At 59.7% G+C, this 20704-nt stretch carries 18 protein-coding genes; 12 read left to right on the forward strand and 6 right to left on the reverse strand.

The window, feature by feature from the left end:
* The first annotated feature begins 341 nt into the window (after positions 1–341).
* Positions 342–1127: an outer membrane protein OmpK gene (locus tag ACM6IR_RS00530; RefSeq protein WP_414905883.1), complete on the forward strand. Its 786-nt coding sequence runs from the start codon at positions 342–344 to the stop codon at positions 1125–1127.
* Between the two features lie 124 nt (positions 1128–1251).
* On the opposite strand, the gene ACM6IR_RS00535 is transcribed toward ACM6IR_RS00530, so the two are convergent.
* Together ACM6IR_RS00535 and ACM6IR_RS00540 are read right to left on the reverse strand one after the other, a co-directional pair.
* The gene (locus ACM6IR_RS00535) at positions 1252–2424 is read right to left on the reverse strand and encodes a patatin-like phospholipase family protein (protein WP_414905884.1); all 1173 of its coding nucleotides are present in this window, start codon (positions 2422–2424) and stop codon (positions 1252–1254) included.
* Positions 2425–2459: 35 nt separating this feature from the next.
* Complete coding sequence (locus tag ACM6IR_RS00540; RefSeq protein ID WP_414905885.1) at positions 2460–3392, reverse strand: lipid A biosynthesis lauroyl acyltransferase; 933 nt, start codon at positions 3390–3392, stop codon at positions 2460–2462.
* Between the two features lie 118 nt (positions 3393–3510).
* Between ACM6IR_RS00540 and minC the strand changes: the two genes are divergently transcribed.
* The 7 genes from minC (at position 3511) to ACM6IR_RS00575 (ending at position 10403) form a co-directional block, all read left to right on the forward strand.
* Positions 3511–4248, forward strand: a complete 738-nt coding sequence (gene minC / locus ACM6IR_RS00545) for a septum site-determining protein MinC (RefSeq protein ID WP_414905886.1) — start codon at positions 3511–3513, stop codon at positions 4246–4248.
* A 201-nt stretch (positions 4249–4449) separates the two neighbouring features.
* Entirely contained in the window at positions 4450–5262 is an 813-nt protein-coding gene (gene minD / locus ACM6IR_RS00550) for a septum site-determining protein MinD (RefSeq protein ID WP_017339785.1), read from the forward strand.
* On the forward strand, positions 5262–5516 hold the full coding sequence (minE, locus tag ACM6IR_RS00555; protein ID WP_007944431.1) for a cell division topological specificity factor MinE: 255 nt from the start codon (positions 5262–5264) through the stop codon (positions 5514–5516). The genes minD and minE overlap by 1 nt, the downstream gene beginning before the upstream one ends.
* A gap of 180 nt (positions 5517–5696) precedes the next feature.
* A complete protein-coding gene (locus tag ACM6IR_RS00560) occupies positions 5697–6332 on the forward strand; it encodes an RluA family pseudouridine synthase (RefSeq protein ID WP_414905887.1) in 636 nt (211 codons plus the stop codon).
* Between the two features lie 177 nt (positions 6333–6509).
* Complete coding sequence (locus tag ACM6IR_RS00565) at positions 6510–7799, forward strand: M18 family aminopeptidase (protein WP_414905888.1); 1290 nt, start codon at positions 6510–6512, stop codon at positions 7797–7799.
* A gap of 193 nt (positions 7800–7992) precedes the next feature.
* Positions 7993–8169, forward strand: a complete 177-nt coding sequence (locus tag ACM6IR_RS00570) for a hypothetical protein (protein WP_414905889.1) — start codon at positions 7993–7995, stop codon at positions 8167–8169.
* A gap of 77 nt (positions 8170–8246) precedes the next feature.
* Complete coding sequence (locus ACM6IR_RS00575; protein WP_414905890.1) at positions 8247–10403, forward strand: mechanosensitive ion channel family protein; 2157 nt, start codon at positions 8247–8249, stop codon at positions 10401–10403.
* 232 nt (positions 10404–10635) lie between these two features.
* On the opposite strand, the gene ACM6IR_RS00580 is transcribed toward ACM6IR_RS00575, so the two are convergent.
* The gene (locus ACM6IR_RS00580; protein WP_414905891.1) at positions 10636–12309 is read right to left on the reverse strand and encodes a DEAD/DEAH box helicase; all 1674 of its coding nucleotides are present in this window, start codon (positions 12307–12309) and stop codon (positions 10636–10638) included.
* A 433-nt stretch (positions 12310–12742) separates the two neighbouring features.
* Between ACM6IR_RS00580 and ACM6IR_RS00585 the strand changes: the two genes are divergently transcribed.
* Positions 12743–13534, forward strand: a complete 792-nt coding sequence (locus tag ACM6IR_RS00585; protein WP_414905892.1) for a crotonase/enoyl-CoA hydratase family protein — start codon at positions 12743–12745, stop codon at positions 13532–13534.
* 112 nt (positions 13535–13646) lie between these two features.
* On the opposite strand, the gene ACM6IR_RS00590 is transcribed toward ACM6IR_RS00585, so the two are convergent.
* Positions 13647–14402 (reverse strand): spermidine synthase, encoded by a 756-nt coding sequence (locus tag ACM6IR_RS00590; protein ID WP_414905893.1) that lies wholly within the window; start codon positions 14400–14402, stop codon positions 13647–13649.
* Positions 14403–14565: 163 nt separating this feature from the next.
* Here ACM6IR_RS00590 and ACM6IR_RS00595 point away from each other — a divergent pair, with 163 nt between their 5' ends.
* A complete protein-coding gene (locus tag ACM6IR_RS00595) occupies positions 14566–15912 on the forward strand; it encodes a class II 3-deoxy-7-phosphoheptulonate synthase (RefSeq protein ID WP_414905894.1) in 1347 nt (448 codons plus the stop codon).
* A 22-nt stretch (positions 15913–15934) separates the two neighbouring features.
* Here the strand turns inward: ACM6IR_RS00595 and ACM6IR_RS00600 are convergent, their stop codons facing one another.
* Positions 15935–16525, reverse strand: coding sequence for an antibiotic biosynthesis monooxygenase (locus tag ACM6IR_RS00600; protein ID WP_414905895.1), 591 nt, complete (start codon positions 16523–16525; stop codon positions 15935–15937).
* Positions 16526–16702: 177 nt separating this feature from the next.
* Here ACM6IR_RS00600 and ACM6IR_RS00605 point away from each other — a divergent pair, with 177 nt between their 5' ends.
* Positions 16703–17701 carry an NAD(P)H-quinone oxidoreductase gene (locus ACM6IR_RS00605; protein WP_414905896.1) on the forward strand — a complete coding sequence of 333 codons (999 nt, stop codon included), beginning with the start codon at positions 16703–16705 and terminating at the stop codon, positions 17699–17701.
* Positions 17702–17832: 131 nt separating this feature from the next.
* Positions 17833–18786 (forward strand): alpha/beta hydrolase, encoded by a 954-nt coding sequence (locus ACM6IR_RS00610; protein WP_414905897.1) that lies wholly within the window; start codon positions 17833–17835, stop codon positions 18784–18786.
* Here the strand turns inward: ACM6IR_RS00610 and ACM6IR_RS00615 are convergent.
* On the reverse strand, positions 18758–20572 hold the full coding sequence (locus tag ACM6IR_RS00615) for an ABC transporter ATP-binding protein (protein WP_414905898.1): 1815 nt from the start codon (positions 20570–20572) through the stop codon (positions 18758–18760). The genes ACM6IR_RS00610 and ACM6IR_RS00615 overlap by 29 nt on opposite strands.
* Between the last annotated feature and the right edge of the window lie 132 nt (positions 20573–20704).

The raw sequence follows: 20704 nt of genomic DNA on the forward strand, positions 1-20704 counted from the left end.
GTGCTGTTGCGGGGCACTTGAGACCTGGCCAAGTAGTCAGTATTCTCCGCGGCCGCCTGAATCCGCTTTAAAAAAAAGTCCGGATTTATTTTCTGACCAGTTAGCCAACTTATCCCGGCTCTGGACAGTATCAAGGCATTCCAACCCCCCCTCTCAATCGACTGTTCTTGAGCAGCCGAGCGGGAGTTTTTTTGCTTTTTGAAAGCCTTGGCCCAGCGTTTGCCAACCGCACCGACGCTGACCGAATGGATGATTTATTACCGCTACAGATAACGGCGCCACACCAGAGCGCCGACCTTAGAAAAATAACGTGGAACCACCTACTTTTTGGGAGCAACCGAATGAAACGTACGTGCACCAGCCTGATGCTCGCGGGATCTTTACTGGCCGGCGGCCAGGCGATGGCCGGCGACTTGCTGCAATGGCAGAACAACAGCCTGAGCTACCTCTATGGCAAGGACTTCCAGGTCAATCCGACCATTCAGCAGACCGTCACCTTCGAACATGCCGACGCCTGGAAATATGGGGATAACTTCATGTTTGTCGACAAGATCTTCTACAACGGCAAGGCTGACAGCTACGTCGGTTCGAACACCTACTATGGCGAGATCAGCCCGCGTTTGTCGTTCGGCAAGATCTTCGACCAGAAACTCGAGTTTGGCCCGATCAAAGACGTATTGCTGGCCATGACTTACGAGTTCGGTGAAGGTGATACCGAGTCCTACCTGATCGGTCCTGGTTTCGACCTGGCGGTTCCGGGCTTCGACTACTTCCAGCTGAACTTCTACCAGCGTCACACCGAAGGCGCCCGTCCGGGGAGCAACATCTGGCAGATCACGCCGGTCTGGTCCTACACCATTCCGGTGGGTAATTCGAGCATCCTGATCGATGGCTACATGGACTGGGTGGTCGACAATGACAAGAATTCCAAAGGCACTTACCACGCCAACCTGCACTTCAATCCTCAGATCAAATACGACTTGGGCAAAGCGCTGCACATCGGCGAGAAACAGCTGTATGTCGGTGTGGAGTACGACTACTGGAAAGACAAGTACGGCATCGAAGACAGCCAGTCCTTCAAGACCGATCAGAGCGCCACGAGCTTGCTGGTGAAGTACCACTTCTGATCAGTTGATTTAGCGGGCGTCTGGAAGGACGCCATCGCGAGCAAGCTCGCCCCCACAGGGATCTTCAGCACGACAAAGATCAACGGTGGGAGCGAGCTTGCTCGCGATGGCCGCACCGCAAATATCAGGCAGGTATTACGGGCTCCGCCAACCCGAGAAACCGACACAGCTCATCCTTCTTGGCCAGCGCATCCCGCCGCCCAAGATCGATCAATTCGCTGCAATACCCCGACTCGAACAGCAGATAACTCAGTACCCCCGCCCCGCTCGTCTTTGTCGCCCCCGGCCCGCGCAAAAACAGGCGCAGTGCCGCTGGCAATTCCTGCCGATGTCGCGCCGCAATCTCATCAATCGGCTGACTCGGTGAAATCACCAGCACGTCCACCGGCGCCACACCCAGCGCACGGGTCGGCGTGCCGTCGGGAAGTAGATGACTGAACTGATTCAGACGTTGCAGGAGCTCGATGTCACTTTCCAGGCTGTCGATGAATGTACTGTTGAGCATGTGCCCGCCGATCTGCGCCAGGGTTGGCTGTTGACCGGTGTAGGCGCGTTGCAGCGGCTGTTGTGGGTCGACCCCGCGAGGGTTGCCGCTGACACCGACCACCAGCACTCGGCTGGCGCCCAGGTGCAGGGCTGGGCTGATGGGTGCCGACTGGCGCACCGCGCCGTCACCGAAATACTCTTCGCCGATCTTTACCGGCGCGAATAACAGTGGAATGGCAGAACTGGCGAGCAGGTGATCGACGGACAATTGGGCCGGGATACCAACACGCCGATGGCGCAACCAGGCATCAATGGTGCCACCCCCCTGATAAAACGTGACGGCCTGACCGGACTCATAGCCGAATGCCGTGACCGCTACCGCCTGCAACTGCTTTTGCGCGATGGCGTCGGCGATGCCGCTCATGTGCAGCTTGTCATTGAGCAACGTGCGCAGCGGCGAGCTGTTGACCAAGGCCACCGGAACCTGCGCGCCGATACCGAGCAGGCTGTGCCCGACAAAGCGGCTGGCCTGATGGATCACTCCCGGCCAGTCACTGCGCAACACCAGATGACTGCGAAAGCCCTGCCAAAAGGCTGTCAGGCGCTCGACAGCGCCACGGAAGTCCATCGCCCCACTGGCAAGGCTGACAGCGTTGATCGCGCCGGCAGACGTGCCGACGATCACTGGAAACGGATTACTGGCACCGACCGGCAACAGCTCGGCAATCGCCGCCAGCACACCCACCTGATAGGCCGCCCGGGCCCCGCCGCCGGAAAGAATCAACCCTGTTACCGGTTCAGCAGGACTCATCGCAACACTCCATGGTGCTCAAGGGGATCAACTACTCAACCGCGTTTTTTGTACAGCTTCGGCTCGCCCGGCGGACGGCTCTTGAAGCGACGATGGGCCCAGAGGTATTGCTCCGGACACTCACGCAAGACGCCCTCGACCCACTGATTGATCCGCAGGCAATCGGCTTCTTCGGTCTCGCCGGGGAAATGATCGAGCGGTGCATGGATCACCAGACGATAACCACTGCCATCAGCCAGTCGCTCCTGGGTAAACGGCACCACCAGCGCCTTGCCCAGTCGCGCAAACTTGCTGGTGGCGGTAACTGTTGCGGCCTGAATCCCGAACAACGGCACGAAAATACTCTGCTTGGCGCCGTAGTCCTGATCCGGTGCGTACCAGATCGCCCGGCCGGCCCGCAGCAGTTTGAGCATGCCGCGCACGTCATCGCGCTCCACGGCCAACGAGTCGAGGTTATGCCGCTCGCGGCCGCTTCGCTGAATGTAGTCGAACAGCGGATTCTTGTGCTCGCGGTACATGCCGTCGATGGTGTGCTGCTGGCCGAGTAACGCCGCACCAATTTCCAGCGTGGTGAAGTGCACCGCCATCAGAATCACGCCCTTGCCGTCGCGCTGGGCTTTTTTCAAATGCTCCAACCCTTCGACATGGGCCAGCTTCGCCAGACGCCGACGTGACCACCACCAGCTCATCGCCATTTCAAAGAATGCAATGCCGGTGGACGCAAAGTTTTCCTTGAGCAGGTGTTTGCGCTCGGCCGCGGATTTTTCCGGGAAACACAGTTCCAGATTGCGCTTGGCAATGCGCCGTCGGTCGCCGGCCACTCGATACATTAATGCACCGAGGCCGCGACCGATAAACAGCAACGCCGGATACGGCAACTGAACAATCAGCCACAACAGCCCCAAGCCACACCACAAAGGCCAGAAACGTGGAGAAAGAAATGCTGTTCGAAAACGCGGGCGATCCATTAAAGCTTCCGTCAAGACAATGGCCGCGCATTCTACATCGTTCGACCCGGCTTGCGGCTCGCGGGCGTTATCGTTATAAGTCTCGACACTTTTAGTGACAAGCCGTTGTATGCCGACCATGAGCCAAACCGAACCGCTAGACCAAGATCCCGTGTTCCAGTTGAAGGGCAGCATGCTCGCCATTACGGTGCTGGAGCTGACCCGCAACGACCTCGAGAGCCTCGATCGGCAGCTGGCCGCCAAAGTCGCCCAGGCGCCTAACTTCTTCAGTAACGCACCGCTGGTGCTGGCACTGGACAAACTCCCGGCCAGTGAAGGCGCCATCGATCTGCCGGGCCTGATGCGCGTCTGTCGCCAGCATGGCTTGCGCACCCTGGCGATCCGCGCCAGCCGCATTGAAGACATTGCCGCCGCCATTGCAGTCGACCTGCCCGTGCTACCGCCATCCGGCGCCCGGGAACGCCCGCTTGACCCGCTCGAAGGCCAAGTGAAGAAAAAGCCGGAAAAACCACCGGAGCCCACCGTCAAACCGACGAAAATCATCACGTCGCCCGTCCGTGGCGGCCAGCAGATTTATGCCCAGGGTTGCGATTTGGTCGTAATATCGTCCGTCAGCCCGGGGGCGGAACTTCTCGCCGATGGCAACATCCATGTATACGGCCCTATGCGCGGTCGCGTATTGGCCGGGGTCAAAGGCGACACGAAAGCCAGGATTTTCTGTCAGCAAATGAGCGCTGAACTGGTCTCCATTGCAGGCCACTACAAGGTTTCTGAAGATTTGCGTCGTGACCCTTTATGGGGCGCCGGCGTGCAAGTCAGTCTGTCGGGCGATGTGTTGAACATCATTCGGCTTTAACGGATACTGCCGCATTTTCCAAGCATCTCTAAAACGTAGCGAAAACGGCTCAAACGAAGTAGGAAAAAGGCCAAAAGCAGTGTTTACCGGAGGTAAGCACCGCCCGAGACCGGATTCCAGCCAAGGCTGTCCGACTGCAGTAGTTTTTCAAGAGATGTTTTTCAGGGGCTAAAAGTCCTTTTTCCTTAGGGGTGAAACACCTTGGCCAAGATTCTCGTGGTTACATCCGGCAAGGGTGGTGTGGGTAAGACCACCACCAGCGCCGCTATCGGTACCGGCCTCGCACTGCGCGGTCACAAAACAGTTATCGTCGACTTCGACGTCGGTTTGCGTAACCTCGACCTGATCATGGGTTGCGAGCGTCGCGTGGTATATGACTTCGTCAACGTTGTGAACGGCGAAGCCAACCTGCAGCAAGCCCTGATCAAAGACAAACGCCTGGAAAACCTCTACGTACTGGCCGCCAGTCAGACTCGCGATAAAGACGCGCTGACTGTGGAAGGCGTAGAAAAAGTGCTGATGGCACTCAAAGAAGATTTCGAATTCGTGGTGTGCGACTCACCAGCGGGCATCGAGAAAGGCGCCCATCTGGCCATGTACTTCGCGGACGAAGCGATTGTCGTGACCAACCCGGAAGTGTCCTCGGTTCGTGACTCGGACCGCATGCTGGGCCTGCTGGCCAGCAAGTCGCGTCGCGCTGAAAACGGCGAAGAACCGATCAAGGAACACCTGCTGCTGACCCGCTACAACCCGCAACGCGTCAGTGACGGTGAAATGCTCGGCGTCGAAGACGTCAAGGAAATTCTGGCCGTTACCCTGCTGGGTGTGATTCCGGAGTCCCAAGCGGTACTCAAGGCTTCCAACTCCGGCGTGCCGGTGATTCTCGACGATCAGAGCGACGCCGGTCAGGCGTACAGCGATGCGGTCGAGCGCCTGCTGGGCAAAACCGTGGAGCATCGGTTTCTCGATGTAACGAAGAAAGGATTCTTTGAGCGTCTGTTTGGAGGCCGGTAATGAACATTTTTGACTTCTTTCGTGCTAACAAGAAGCCAAGTACCGCATCGGTAGCGAAGGAGCGTCTACAGATTATCGTGGCGCATGAACGCGGCCAACGCAGTACCCCGGACTACCTGCCAGCCTTGCAGAAGGAACTGGTCGAGGTGATCCGCAAGTACGTCAATATCGGGTCCGATGACGTGCACGTCGCTCTGGAAAACCAGGGCAGCTGCTCGATTCTGGAACTCAATATCACCCTGCCAGATCGCTGAGTCGATCCGGCGGGAGCCACGGCGGTTCAGGTTCCGCATTCCGTAGGAGCGAAGCTTGCTCGCGAAGCAGGCAACTCGGTGTATTTTATAGACCGAGGTGACGCCTTCGCGAGCAAGCTTCGCTCCTACGGGGTGCTGTGGGCCTGAGCCGCCGTTGGCGTTTGTTACGAGGCTGTTTTAATGCCGCTGTCCAACATCCGCATCATCCATCAGGACGCCGCTGTACTGGTGGTCAACAAACCCACCCTGTTGCTCTCTGTGCCCGGTCGGGCCGATGACAACAAGGACTGCCTGATTACCCGCCTGCAAGAAAATGGCTATCCGGAAGCGCGAATCGTCCATCGGCTTGATTGGGAAACTTCCGGCATCATTCTGTTGGCCCGTGACCCGGACACTCATCGCGAGTTGTCTCGGCAATTTCACGACCGCGAAACCGAAAAAGCCTACACCGCACTCTGCTGGGGCCAACCGGAACTGGACAGTGGCAGCATCGATCTGCCGTTGCGCTACGACCCGCCGACCAAGCCGCGCCATGTGGTGGACCATGAGTTTGGCAAACATGCCCTGACGTTCTGGCGCGTGCTGGAGCGTTGCGGCGAATGGTGCCGCGTCGAACTGACGCCGATCACCGGCCGCTCCCATCAGTTGCGCGTGCACATGCTTTCCATCGGCCACCCACTGCTGGGTGACGGGCTGTACGCCCATGAGCAAGCGCTGGCTGCCTGGCCAAGGCTGTGCCTGCACGCAAGCATGCTCAGCTTCACTCACCCCCAGAGCGGTGAGCGCCTGCGCTTCGAGTGCCCTGCCCCGTTCTAGGCGCACACCTGTTAAACCCTGTGGGAGCGAGCCTGCTCGCGAAGACTGCGTGACGGTCGACATTAATGTTGACCGTGACAACGATTTCGCGAGCAGGCTCGCTCCCACAAGTTCTGTGCCGCCGCACTTAGCGCTTTCAATACGGTAAACTGGCGCCATTGCTGTCTGGAGCTACTTATGCGCGAAGAGTTGAACCAAGGCCTGATCGACTTCCTCAAGGCCTCCCCTACCCCGTTCCATGCCACTGCCAGCCTTGTCCAGCGCCTGGAAGCGGCCGGCTATCAGCGGCTCGACGAGCGCGAGCCGTGGACTACCGAAGCCAACGGTCGTTACTACGTCACCCGTAACGATTCGTCGATTGTCGCGTTCAAGATGGGCCGTCATTCACCACTGCACGGCGGTATTCGCCTGGTTGGCGCCCACACCGACAGCCCGTGCCTGCGAGTCAAACCCCAGCCGGAACTGCAACGCCAGGGCTTTTGGCAGCTGGGCGTCGAAGTCTATGGCGGCGCACTCCTCGCGCCGTGGTTCGACCGCGACCTGTCCCTGGCTGGCCGCGTAACCTTCCGCCGAGACGGTAAGGTCGAGAGCCAGCTGATCGACTTCAAGGCACCGATTGCCACCATCCCGAACCTGGCCATTCACCTCAATCGTGAAGCCAACATGGGGTGGGCGATCAACGCCCAGACCGAATTGCCACCCATTCTTGCGCAATTTGCCGGTGACGAGCGCGTGGACTTCCGCGCCGTCCTCACCGACCAACTCGCCCGCGAACACGGCCTGAACGCCGACGTCGTGCTCGACTACGAGCTGAGCTTCTACGACACCCAAAGCGCCGCAGTCATCGGCCTGCATGGCGATTTCATTGCGGGCGCGCGCCTGGACAACCTGCTGTCGTGCTACGCCGGCCTGCAAGCCTTGCTGACCACCGAAACCGACGAAACCTGCGTGCTGGTCGCCAACGACCACGAAGAAGTCGGCTCCTGCTCCGCTTGCGGCGCCGATGGCCCGATGCTGGAGCAGACACTGCGTCGCCTGCTGCCCGAAGGTGATGAATTCGTACGGACCATTCAGAAATCCCTGCTGGTCTCGGCCGACAACGCCCACGGCGTGCACCCGAACTACGCGGACAAACACGATGCCAACCACGGCCCGAAACTCAACGCAGGCCCGGTGATCAAGGTCAACAGCAACCAGCGCTACGCGACCAACAGCGAAACCGCCGGCTTCTTCCGCCATCTGTGCATGGCCGAAGAAGTACCGGTGCAGAGCTTCGTGGTGCGTAGCGACATGGGCTGTGGCTCGACGATCGGCCCGATCACCGCCAGCCATCTGGGCGTGCGCACCGTGGACATCGGCCTGCCGACGTTCGCCATGCACTCGATCCGCGAGCTGTGCGGCAGCCATGACCTGGCACACCTGGTCAAAGTGTTGAGCGCGTTTTACAGCTGCCGCGAATTACCGTAACCCCATCCGCACATGGGACTGCATTACCTGTAGGAGCGAGCTTGCTCGCGATGAAATTGAAGACGACGCATTTTTCCAGGCAGCACGCGCCATCGTTCACGCCCCTCGCGAGCAAGCTCGCTCCTACAGACAACACCCCGTCGGCCCAAAAGCCACCTAGACTGCAATTATCTCTTTCGACAAGGTAGTCGCCATGATCTCGTTGTCTTCTTTTCACGCCATGCTGGTCCCGATTCTTGCCGGAATGATCATGCTGGCGGTCGGCTTCAATTTTCGCGACAAAAACGCGGGCGTGTTCGCGATGTGGATCGGCATGCTGACGATCCTCGCCACTGTGGTTTTCAAGATTCTCGCCAAACTCAACGAATAAATCCTCACCCCCGGCTCGCATTGATTTTGGCGGGCTCGTACACTCGGTCGATCTGCCCATCCAAGGTTGACCGCCTAGTGTTCGCTCGTCTTTTTACCCTGCCGTGTTTTCTCCTTGCCTGCCTCATGACGCTGCTGCCGATGGCGCCGGCCCAGGCCATCGGTTTGCCGAGCCTGCTCAACAGCCCGGCGAAAACCCAGCCAGAGGCACAAGCGCCCTTGGGGCAATCGCTGGACGAAGTGATCAAGTCGCTGGAGAACGATCAGCAACGCACCAAGTTGCTGGCGGACCTGAAGAAGTTACGCGACGCCACTAACAAGGCCCAGCCGACCGCCGAAGAAGGTGTGCTGGGCTTGATCGGTGGCACCCTGGCCAGTTTCGAAAAGCAGTTTTCCGGGGCCGACAGCCCGCTCAGTCGCTGGTCCGAAGAGCTCAACCTGGCCCAGGATGAACTGAAGGAACTGGCGCTGCCTGCCAATGAATGGCTGCCGATCATATTTGCCTTCGCCGTGATTTTGATGGTTTGGAGTCTGCTGGCCGCTGCGCTGATCTGGCTCGGCCACCGGGTGCGCATGCGCTTCGGCCTGACCGAAGAACTGCCGCAGCACCCCAAGGCCCTCGACATGTTGCGCTTCGCCCTGCGCAAACTCGGGCCATGGCTGATTGCCTTGGTGATAACGGTTTATATGAGCTACGCCCTACCCTCATCTTTGGGCAAAAGCCTGGCCATGGTACTGGCCTACGCACTGGTGGTCGGCACCTGTTTTTCAGCGATCTGCGTGATTGCCTTTTCCTTGCTCGACGGTCCACACCGCCACCGCGCCCTGTATATCCTGCGGCACCAGGCTTTTCGGCCGCTGTGGTTGATCGGCAGCTTCGCCGCCTTCGGTGAAGCCCTGAGCGATCCGAAACTGGTCGACAGCCTTGGCTCTCACCTGGCGCACACCGCGTCGACGCTCGCCAACGTGCTGGCGGCGTTCTCGACCGGGTTTTTCATCCTGCGGTTCCGCCGCCCCATTGCCCACCTGATCCGCAATCAGCCGTTGTCGCGCCGCCTCACTCGCCGGGCGTTGAGCGACACTATCGAAATTCTCGGGACCTTCTGGTATTTGCCGGCGCTGGTACTGGTGGGCATTTCACTATTCGCCACCTTCGTCTCTGCCGGCGACACCAGCACCGCACTGCGTCAGTCGCTGATCTGCACCGTGTTGCTGGTGTTGTGCATGGTCATCAACGGCCTGGTCCGCCGCCACGCCCTCAAACCGCAACGCGGCGCGAAGCGCCATGCGTTGTATTCGGATCGCCTGAAAAGCTTCTTCTATACCCTTGCCCATCTGCTTGTCTGGCTGGCGTTCATCGAACTCGGCCTGCGGGTCTGGGGCATGTCGCTGATTCGCTTTACCGAAGGCGACGGCCATGAAGTCAGCGTCAAACTGTTCAGCCTTGGCGGAACGCTGATATTTGCCTGGCTGATCTGGATTCTCAGCGACACCGCCGTGCACCACGCGCTCACCCGCTCGCGCAAAGGCCTGGCCAATGCTCGCGCACAGACGATGATGCCGCTGATTCGCAACGTGTTGTTCGTGGCCATTTTCATCATTGCGCTGATCGTCGCCCTGGCGAACATGGGCATGAACGTTACGCCACTGCTGGCAGGTGCCGGCGTGATCGGCCTGGCCATCGGTTTCGGCGCGCAGTCACTGGTTGCCGACCTGATTACCGGGCTGTTCATCATCATCGAAGATTCTCTGGCCATCGACGATTACGTGGATGTCGGCGGTCATCTGGGCACTGTCGAAGGCCTGACCATTCGTACCGTGCGCCTGCGGGACATCGATGGCATCGTCCACACCATCCCGTTCAGTGAAATCAAAAGCATCAAGAACTACTCCCGCGAATTTGGCTACGCCATCTTCCGGGTAGCCGTACCCTCCAACATGGACATCGACAACGCGATCAAACTGATGCGCGACGTCGGGCAGAAGATGCGCACCGACCCGCTGCAACGTCGCAACATCTGGTCGCCGCTGGAGATTCAGGGTGTGGAAAGTTTCGAGTCGGGTAATGCGATTCTTCGCGCACGCTTCAAGACCGCGCCGATCAAGCAATGGGAGGTTTCCCGGGCGTTTAACCTGTCGCTCAAACGGCATCTGGATGAAGCTGGACTCGACCTGGCGACACCGCGCATGAGCGTGCACGTGGTTACGGCGGGTGGCGGACCGGTAACGGAATAACCCTGTAGAAGCTGGAATTTGTGGGAGCGAGCTTGCTCGCGATAAACGCAAAGGCGACGCGCTTATTCAGACCGCAAGCGTAATCGTTGACGTCCATCGCGAGCAAGCTCGCTCCCACAGGCTACGCCGCCGAACACAGCCTCGCAGGCTCGGCAGCTGCTACAGACAGGCAAAAAAAATCCCCGAACCAGTCGGGGATTTTTTATGTTCGATCAATCAGCCCGGGGGCGGATTAATCTTCGCGGTAGCGACGCAGCTTCAACTGCTTACCGGCAACGCGAGTGTCCTTCAGCTTGGTCAGCAGACGCTCCAGACCATCTTCCGGCAGCTCGACGAGGCTGAAGCTGTCACGCACCTGGATGCGACCGATAGCTTCACGAGCCAAACCACCTTCGTTGAGGATGGCGCCCAGCAGGTTTTTAGCCGCGATACCGTCACGCGCACCCAGCGCGGTACGGCAACGAGCACGACCTTCAGCCAATGGAACCGGAGCACGACGCTCACGATCACCACGGTCCGGACGATCACCGGTACGCTCTGGACGATCGCCACGCGGTGCATTGTTCGGCACCAGTGGACGTTCTTTTTCGATTGCGGCCAGGGTCAATGCCTGGGCGTTGGTCGCCTTGCGCAGCAGCGCAGCAGCCAGTGCACGTGGAGTGCAACCGATGTCGGCGGTCAGGCGATCGAGCAGATCACCGTGGGTCGATTCGGCATCAGCCACCAGTGGCGACAGGCTGTTGGTCAGTTTCTTGATGCGGGCATCGAGAACAGCCTGAGCGTCCGGCAGGCGAACTTCGGCAACTTTCTGACCGGTTACACGCTCGATCACTTGCAGCATGCGGCGCTCACGCGGAGTCACCAGCAACAGTGCACGACCTTCGCGACCCGCACGGCCGGTACGGCCGATACGGTGAACGTAGGACTCTGGGTCGTACGGCATGTCAACGTTGAAAACGTGAGTGATGCGTGGAACGTCCAGACCACGAGCAGCAACGTCGGTCGCCACAACGATGTCCAGACGGCCATCCTTGAGGGATTCGATGACGCGTTCGCGTTGGTTCTGAGCAATGTCACCGTTCAGCGCAGCGGCTTTGTAGCCTTTGGCTTCCAGGGCACTGGCCAGGTCCAGGGTCGCTTGCTTGGTGCGCACGAACATGATCAGGGCGTCGAAATCTTCGACTTCCAGCAGGCTCAATACAGCCGAGGTTTTCTGGTCAGCGTGAACCAACAGGTGAGCCTGCTCGATCGCGGTAACGGTCTGAGTCTTGGTCTGGATCTTCACGTGCTGCGGATCACGCAGGTGACGCTCAGCGATAGCACGGATCGACTGCGGCAGGGTGGCCGAGAACAATACGGTCTGACGGGTTGGAGGCAAGGCCTTGAAGATAACTTCGAGGTCGTCCATGAAACCCAGCTTGAGCATTTCATCGGCTTCGTCGAGAACCAGATGGTTCACGGTGGCCAACACTTTTTCGTCACGGCGCAAGTGGTCGCACAGACGGCCCGGCGTGGCGACAACGATCTGTGCGCCATTACGGATTGCTTTCAGTTGTGGACCCATAGGGGCGCCGCCGTAAACGGCCACAACGGTAACGCCCGGCATTTGCTTGGCGTAGGTTTCGAAAGCGGTTGCTACTTGCAGCGCCAACTCACGGGTTGGCGCCAGGATCAGGGCTTGCGGCTCGCGCTTTGCAGGATCGATGCGATGCAGGATCGGCAGGGCGAACGCGGCGGTTTTACCCGTACCGGTTTGCGCCTGACCAATCATGTCGTGGCCGGCCATGATGATCGGGATCGATTGCTGCTGAATAGCCGAAGGCTCTTCGTAGCCAGTCGCAATGACGGCTGCAAGAATATTCGGATGAAGGTTAAAAGCGGCGAAGCCGCCGGTTTCCTGGGTCATGGGTCTGCCTCTAAGTGCATCCGCAAAGACCCATGCTCCAAAGCTGCGCATGCCGTGTAAGACTCAAGAGTCGCCCTGGCTGCTTTGTCGGCGGGGATTTGCGAAAACGAATGAATGAAAAAGATTCGTCAAGGGAGAGTCCGCTGTGCGGACGTGCAGCCGAAGCTGACTTCGGGGAATTGCGCTACCTAAACGCGGCCCGGTTAAAGGCCGGCGCGCACTATACCGGAATTTGCCCAAAAAGGGAGCATTATTTGTCGGAAAACTGACGGATACGCCGTTGTGTCACACGCTTTGCGGATAATCGTGCAACGGTCTATTTTTCAAAGGCCCGGCCCTGCTGGCGATAGCGCTAAAACGGTTCACCCTTGTGACGCAGACTTGCAGTCTCACCTGCCCCTTCCCCGCCTCTTCCCGCCCGAGGAATTGCTCCATGAATCAGCCCTGCACCAGTCGAGTCAGCCGCAAACGGCACGGTCATGTCCTGTTGATCGGCCTGGATCGGGTGGCCAAACGCAACGCCTTCGATCTCGACCTGCTCAACGAACTCAGCCTGGCCTACGGCGAGTTCGAGGCGGACAATGAGGCACGCATCGCGGTGGTTTTTGGCCATGGCGAGCATTTCACCGCCGGGCTCGATCTGGTCAACGCCAGTGCGACCCTGACCGAAGGTTGGCAGGTACCGCCCGGCGGCTGTGATCCATGGGGGGTATTTGCCGGTCCCAGGGTCAGCAAACCGGTGATTGTGGCCGCGCAAGGCTACTGCCTGACCATCGGGATCGAATTGATGCTGGCGGCGGATATCAACCTGTGCGCCAGCAACACTCGATTCGCCCAGAAGGAAGTGCAGCGCGGCATCTTCCCCTTTGGCGGCGCCACGTTGCGCTTTCATCAAGTTGCCGGTTGGGGCAATGCCATGCGCTGGCTGCTGACCGGAGATGAGTTTGACGCCCATGACGCGTTGCATCTGGGATTGGTGCAGGAAGTCATGGCCAGCGAGGATTTGCTGCCCCGGGCGATAGAATTGGCCGAGCGGATCGCCCGCCAGGCACCGTTGGGGGTTCAGGCGACGTTGATGTCGGCGCGGCAGGCTCGGTATGAAGGGGAAACAGCGGCGGCGCGGGGGTTACCAGCGCTGGTGAAGAAGGTGTTGGCGAGTGAAGATGCCAAGGAAGGTGTGCGGTCGATGGTGGAGAAACGGCCGGGCGTCTTCAAAGGGGTTTGAGGTTTGTGTTGAGGCGAATAATGTCTTCGCGGGCAAGCCTCGCTCCTACAAGAGCGAAACCGCCCCTGTAGGAGCGAGGCTTGCCCGCGAAGGGGCCCGCCCAGACACCACATCAGGTCGCCGGGCGAATCGCCTTGATCAACGACTGCAGCGAATACCCCAATTGCGGCGCCAACCCTTCAGCCCGGGCGATCAGGCCGTTCATGTCCAGCTCCTGATCCAGCTCCGAGGGCACGATCAGAATCACGTTGCCCTCCTTCACCGGCAGTTCCCAATAGTGCCGGTGATAAAGCCCGCGCAACAGCGCCGCGCCCAAGGGTTTGCCATCATCCGTCGCCCACTGATTGATCACCAGCCAGCCACCCGGATTCAAGCGTTTCTGACAGTTTTCCAGAAAGCTCCAGGCCAAATGCCCGACGCCCGGTCCGACGTCGGTATAGAGGTCGACAAAAATCAGGTCGGCCGGCTCGGCGGTGTCAAGCAGCTCAAGCGCATCGCCGACACGGATATACAGCCGCGGATCGTCATCCAGCCCCAGGTATTCAATGGCCAGGCGCGGTACGTCGGGGCGCAATTCGATGGCCTCGACGTCCTCCAGCGGCAGGAACTTGAGGCACGCCTGGGTCAGCGTACCGGCACCGAGGCCGAGGAACAGCGCGCTTTCCGGCTGCTCGTGGCACAACGCGCCGATCAGCATCGCCCGGGTGTAATCGTATTCGAGCCAGCTGGGGTCAGCGGTGAACACGCAGCTCTGTTCGATGGCGTCACCAAACTCGAGAAACCGGTAATCGGCCACTTCCAGCACGCGAATCACGCCGAACTCATCCTGTACCTCGGCGAGCAGATGCTCGACGCGCTCCTCAGTCATTTCATCTCCTGATCGTTACCGGGCCAACAACGTAATAAACGGCAGCGCACTAAAACAACTGATGCCGCTGCAAAGGCGCGATTGTCGGCGAAGCGACGGGAGCAGGTCACGCACTAATTTGCTGATAACATGAGCGTCCGAGCGTAAAACAACCGAGACCGTGATGAGCCAACCCTGGAGTCCTGACAGCTGGCGCGCCCTGCCGATCCAGCAGCAACCCCACTACCCCGATGCGGCGCATTTGCTGCAGGTTGAACAAACCCTGGCCAGCTATCCGCCGCTGGTGTTTGCCGGTGAAGCACGGGAATTGCGTCGTCAGTTTGCCGAAGTGACCCAGGGCCGCGCATTTCTGTTGCAGGGCGGCGACTGCGCCGAAAGCTTTGCCGAATTTTCTGCCGCGAAAATCCGCGACACCTTTAAAGTCCTGCTGCAAATGGCGATCGTCATGACCTTCGCCGCCGGGTGCCCGGTGGTCAAGGTCGGGCGCATGGCCGGGCAGTTCGCCAAACCGCGTTCGGCCAATGACGAAACCATCGACGGCGTGACCCTGCCGGCCTACCGTGGCGACATCGTCAATGGCATCGGTTTCGACGAAAAAAGCCGCGTGCCGGACCCGGAGCGTCTACTCCAGTCCTATCACCAGTCCACCGCCACCCTGAACCTGTTGCGCGCTTTTGCCCAAGGCGGCTTTGCCGACCTGCATCAGGTGCACAAGTGGAACCTGGACTTCATCGCCAACTCGGCACTGGCGGAAAAGTACAGCCACCTCGCCGACCGCATTGATGAAACCCTGGCTTTCATGCGCGCCTGCGGCATGGACACCTCGCCGCAACTGCGCGAGACCAGCTTCTTCACCGCCCACGAAGCGTTGCTGTTGAATTACGAAGAAGCCTTTGTACGTCGCGACAGCCTGACCAACGATTACTATGACTGCTCAGCGCACATGCTGTGGATCGGCGACCGCACCCGTCAGCTCGACGGCGCTCACGTAGAATTCTTGCGTGGCGTGAATAATCCAATCGGCGTCAAGGTCGGCCCGAGCATGAACCCCGAGGATCTGATTCGCCTGATCGACGTGCTCAACCCGGACAACGATCCGGGCCGTCTGAACCTGATTGCGCGGATGGGCGCGAACAAGGTCGGCGATCATTTGCCGGCGCTGATCCGCGCGGTGCAGCGTGAAGGCAAGCAGGTGCTCTGGAGCTCCGATCCGATGCATGGCAATACCATCAAGGCCAGCAGCGGCTACAAGACCCGCGACTTCGCACAGATCCTTGGCGAGGTGAAGCAATTCTTCCAGGTTCATGAAGCGGAAGGCAGCTACGCCGGCGGGATCCACATCGAAATGACCGGGCAGAATGTCACCGAGTGCATTGGTGGCGCGCGACCGATTACTGAAGACGGGTTGTCTGACCGCTATCACACCCATTGCGACCCGCGGATGAATGCCGACCAGTCGCTGGAATTGGCGTTTTTGATAGCTGAGACGTTAAAACAGGTCAGGCGCTGATCGCATCGCCCCATTCCGTCCGTCATCGCGGTTCCTTGGCTGAAGTGGAACGGGACAGCCAAGGCGCGAACACGCGCGTCGCCATCGGCATGAACAGGTACACCACCGAGACGACGATGGTCAGCGTGATCAAGAACGTGGCGACCACGTAGCTGGACAGGAAGGCGTTGAGCTTCAGCAACGGGCCCCAAATCAGCGGCACCAGCAGGGTGTGCGGCAGAATCACCAGGAGCGTCACCACGGCCTGCTTCCAGCGAGGGGGTGGCGTGGCAGCGTCGGTCGGTGGAGCGAACCAGAATTCCTTGACCGGGTTGACCTCGGTCTGATCGCCGTCTGCGAGCATCGGCACGGCTTGGTTGACCAGCTCCTGCCGCTGCGGTGAGTCGAGCCAGCGCTGCATTGCCTCGGCCGAGCAAAAACGCAGCACGCAGGTGTACATGTCGAGCCCGGCGTTTTTACCGCGCATCACGTCCACACCCAAGTGCCCTTCCTGTTGTCCTGCGATCCTGACAATGTTGCGCAACCAGGCTTCGTAGGGCACTTCAAAACCCGCCCTGACCCGATGCTTGATGACCAGGGTCACGACTTCCTCGAAACGGTTGGATTCAGGCATAACGCAACGCTCCGGTATGGGGTTTGGGTATTCGGTGCTATTCAACGCTAGCATCTAGCAGTGTTGTTCATCATTGCGGCGGCTGCCATTGTGGTTGTGCTGTCGCTGGAATTCTTTTGATTTTCCCCATCAATACGCGGTCCCATTTACTGAACACTTTCACTACAGGTAGCCAATATGACCCTACCCCAAACCATGACCCTGATTGAAATCACCCATCCCGGCGGCCCAGAAGTTTTAAAGCCGCGCCAGGAGCCGGTGCCCAGCGCTGGAGCTGGCGAAGTGCTGATCCGCGTGCATGCCGCCGGGGTCAATCGCCCCGATGTGATTCAACGCGCCGGCAAGTACCCGATGAAACCGGGCATGAGCCCTATTCCGGGACTGGAAGTGGCCGGTGAAGTAGTGGCCATCGGTGCCGGTGTCACTGAGTTCATCATTGGCGATCACGTCTGTGCGCTGACCAACGGCGGCGGTTACGCACAATATTGCGTCGCCCCGGCCAGCCAGACGCTGTCGGTTCCTGAGGGGATGGACTGGGTGCATGCGGCGGCGATCCCGGAAACCTTCTTCACTGTCTGGGCCAATCTGTTCGACATGGGCGGTGCGAGCAAAGGCCAGCGTGCGCTGATCCACGGCGGCACCAGCGGCATCGGCACCACCGCATTGATGTTGTGCCGCGAATTCGGGGTCAAGGCATTTGCCACGGCAGGCAGTGAGGAAAAGTGTGGTGCGATCCGCAAATTGGGCGCCGAGGCGATCAACTATCGCGATCAGGACTTCGTTCAGGTCATCCAGGAAAAAACCGCCGGCAAGGGTGTCAATGTCATCCTCGACATCATGGGCGGCTCGTACCTGAATCAGAATATCGCGGCGTTGGGCATGGAAGGCCGACTGGTGATGCTGGGCTTTCTCGGCGGCGCTCACGCTAAAGACGTCGACCTGCTGGCAATCATGAGCAAACGCGCCGTTATTACCGGCTCGTTGTTGCGCCCACGCACCCTCGAAGAAAAAGCCTCGATCGCCGAACAGCTGCGCGAGTATGTCTGGCCTGTACTCGCTGCCGGGCGTTGCCGGCCGATGATCGACAAGGTCTATCCGTACACCGACGCGGCGCAGGCTCATGCGCGGATGGAGGCAGGAGATCACATCGGCAAGATAGTGTTGCAGGTGATTTGAAGTAACGCTGACCCCTTGTAGGAGCAAGCTCGCTCCTACAAAGGGCGGGTGAACGGCTGTCGAAATAATTCCTGCACCCTGCGCGCTTCTGTTAAAACCCGTTCTTTCTGTCTGCACCGGTGGACCACCCAATGCCCGCACGCCTTCTCACCCGTCTGCGCCGACGCTGGCTGCCGCTACTGTGCATGACCGCGCTGATCGTCGGCCTGCCCGTGAGTTGTGGGGTGCTCAAGCAAAAAGAGCGCGAGTGGCTGTTTCGCATCGAGCCGGGTACGGCTGGCTGGTATCAGGGCTTGCCACAGGACGTTGAGGAATTCGACATCAAGCCCGTCGGCTTCAAAGCAGGGCAAAACCTGCACGCCTGGTGGTGGCCGGCCGCGCGCCGCGATGCGCCGTCGATCCTTTACCTGCACGGCGTGCGCTGGAACCTGACCGGCCAGGCGTTTCGCATCGAGCAATTGCGCGCCATGGGTTATTCGGTGCTGGCCATCGACTACCGCGGGTTTGGCCAGAGCAAGGGAGATCTGCCTTCGGAAGCCAGTGTTTACGAAGACGCTCATGCCGCATGGGATCGCTTCACAGCCATGCAACCGGACGCCAACAAGCGTCTGATTTACGGCCACTCCTTGGGCGGTGCGGTGGCCATCGATCTGGCGGCTGACCTGGCCGCACAGGCGAAAAAGGACCATGTCGCGGTGCCGGTGCGCGGTTTGGTGATCGAGTCCACCTTCACTTCGCTGGGTGATGCCGTGGCCCAAGTGGCCGACAACAACCTGCCCGTTAAATGGCTGCCGCTGCGCTGGCTGCTGTCGCAAAAATTCGACTCCATCGACAAAATCGTCGGCATCGACATGCCGCTGCTGGTGGTCCATGGCCTGGCAGACCCGTTCATACCCTCGCGGTTCAGCCAGCAGCTGTTCAATGCCGCCAGCGAACCCAAACGCCTGTTACTGGTGCCTGGCGGTACGCACAACAACACCATGAGCCAGGGTGGAAACCAGTATCGCCAGGCAATCGAAAGCTTGATGAAGGCAAAACCAACGCAGATGGCCGGGCCTAGCGGTAACCCCGGGCTTGCAGGTTGAACAACTGCGCATAGCGCCCGCCCGCGGCGACCAGACTGTCGTGGTCACCGCGCTCCAGAATCGCCCCCTGATCCAGCACGATGATGTGATCGGCATTACGCACGCTGGAAAACCGGTGGGAAATCAGTAACGTCATCCGGCCTTCAGTGTGCTGGCTGAAATGCTCGAACACCGCCGCTTCCGCCGCCGGGTCGAGCGCCGAGGTCGGTTCATCGAGAATCAGAATATCGGCGTTGCGGCGCATGTAGGCGCGGGACAAGGCGATTTTCTGCCATTGCCCGCCGGACAGCTCCTGCCCACCGGCGAACCAGCGTCCCAACTGCGTGGCATAACCTCGATCCAGACGCTCGATGAACGGCGCGGCCATGCCCTCTACCGCGGCTTCCTGCCAGCGCTGTTCATCGTTGAACGCCAGGGTGTCGCCCACGCCAATGTTCTCGCCGACCGAGAATTGGTAGCGGATGTAATCCTGAAAAATCACGCCAATGCGCTGCCGTAAAGCATCTTCCTGCCACGCCTGCAAATCGCTGCCATCCAGCAGGATGCGGCCCTGATCGGGGCGATACAGCCGAGTCAGCAACTTGATGAGTGTGGTCTTGCCCGAGCCGTTCTCCCCCACCAACGCCACACTGTGGCCCGGCACAAGGTGCAGATCGATACCCTCCAGCGCGGCGCGGCTCGCGCCCGGATAACTGAAACCGACGTTTTCAAAACGCAAACCGTCGCCAGGTACCGCGCCCACGGTCAGATGCCCACTGTTGGCGACCACCGGTTCGGCCAGGTATTCATAGAGGCTGGACAGATAGAGACCATCCTCATAGAGACCGCTGATTGCGCTCAGGCTGCTGCTCACTGCCGTCTGCCCCTGCTTGAACAGCACCAGATACATGGTCATCTGGCCCAGGCTGATGTTGCCGTGAACGGTATCAACCACGACCCAGGCATAGGCCAGATAGAACGCCCCCGTACCCAACAGACCGAGAGCAAATCCCCAGCCATCCCGACGCAACGTCAGCCGGCGATCTTCAGCGTAAAGACGGTCGAAGATCTCGCGATAGCGCCTCAACAGCAGCGGCGCGAAGCCGAACAGCTTGACCTCTTTGATGTAACCCTCATGGGACAGCAGCGTCTCGATGTAATTCTGCTGCCGACTCTCCGGCGCGCGCCGGGTGAACAGACGAAAGGCATCCCCGGAAAAATGCGCTTCGGCGAAAAACACCGGCAACGCGCCAACCACCAACAGCACCAGGGCCCAAGGCGAAAAATGCACCAGCAACACGCCGAAGCTGATCAACACAATCAGGTTCTGAATCAGTCCCAGCGACTTCATCACCAGCGCCAACGGCCGGGTCGACGCCTCGCGCCGTACCCGGACCAGCTTGTCGTAGAACTCGGAATTCTCGAACTGCACCAGCGACAAGGTCTGGGCTTTCTCCAGAATCATCGTGTTGACCTGCTGCCCCAACTGCACCCGCAACAGCGATTGCTGAACCGACAACGCACGCTGGGTCCCGGACAGCATGGCAAACACGCCCGCCTCGAATAACACGTAACGCACAACCGGCCACAACGGCGCACTGCCCTGCTGCGCGTGCAACTGCATGGCGAAGACCACCGCATCGACGATGCGTTGCCCCAACCACGCCGCCAACGCAGGGAGGACACCGGCGATCAGCGTCGCCAGCACCAATCCCAAAAACAGCCCGCGAGAGGTTCCCCAGACCAGCAGCAAGGCGCGTCTGGCCTGATCGAGCAATGACGAGAAGCGGGTAAGGACAGCGGGCATATTTATTTGTTGCGCCGACGCGGTCTCTCAGACTCTCTTCTTGAAGGCGGGGGACCGATTGGAATCACCAGCCCGGGGGGTGGAGGACCACCATTCTCCCAGTCCTCCATTAATCGCCTCAGCTCAGGTGGC

Source organism: Pseudomonas sp. IT-P253, from assembly GCF_949768125.1.
GTDB lineage: Bacteria > Pseudomonadota > Gammaproteobacteria > Pseudomonadales > Pseudomonadaceae > Aquipseudomonas.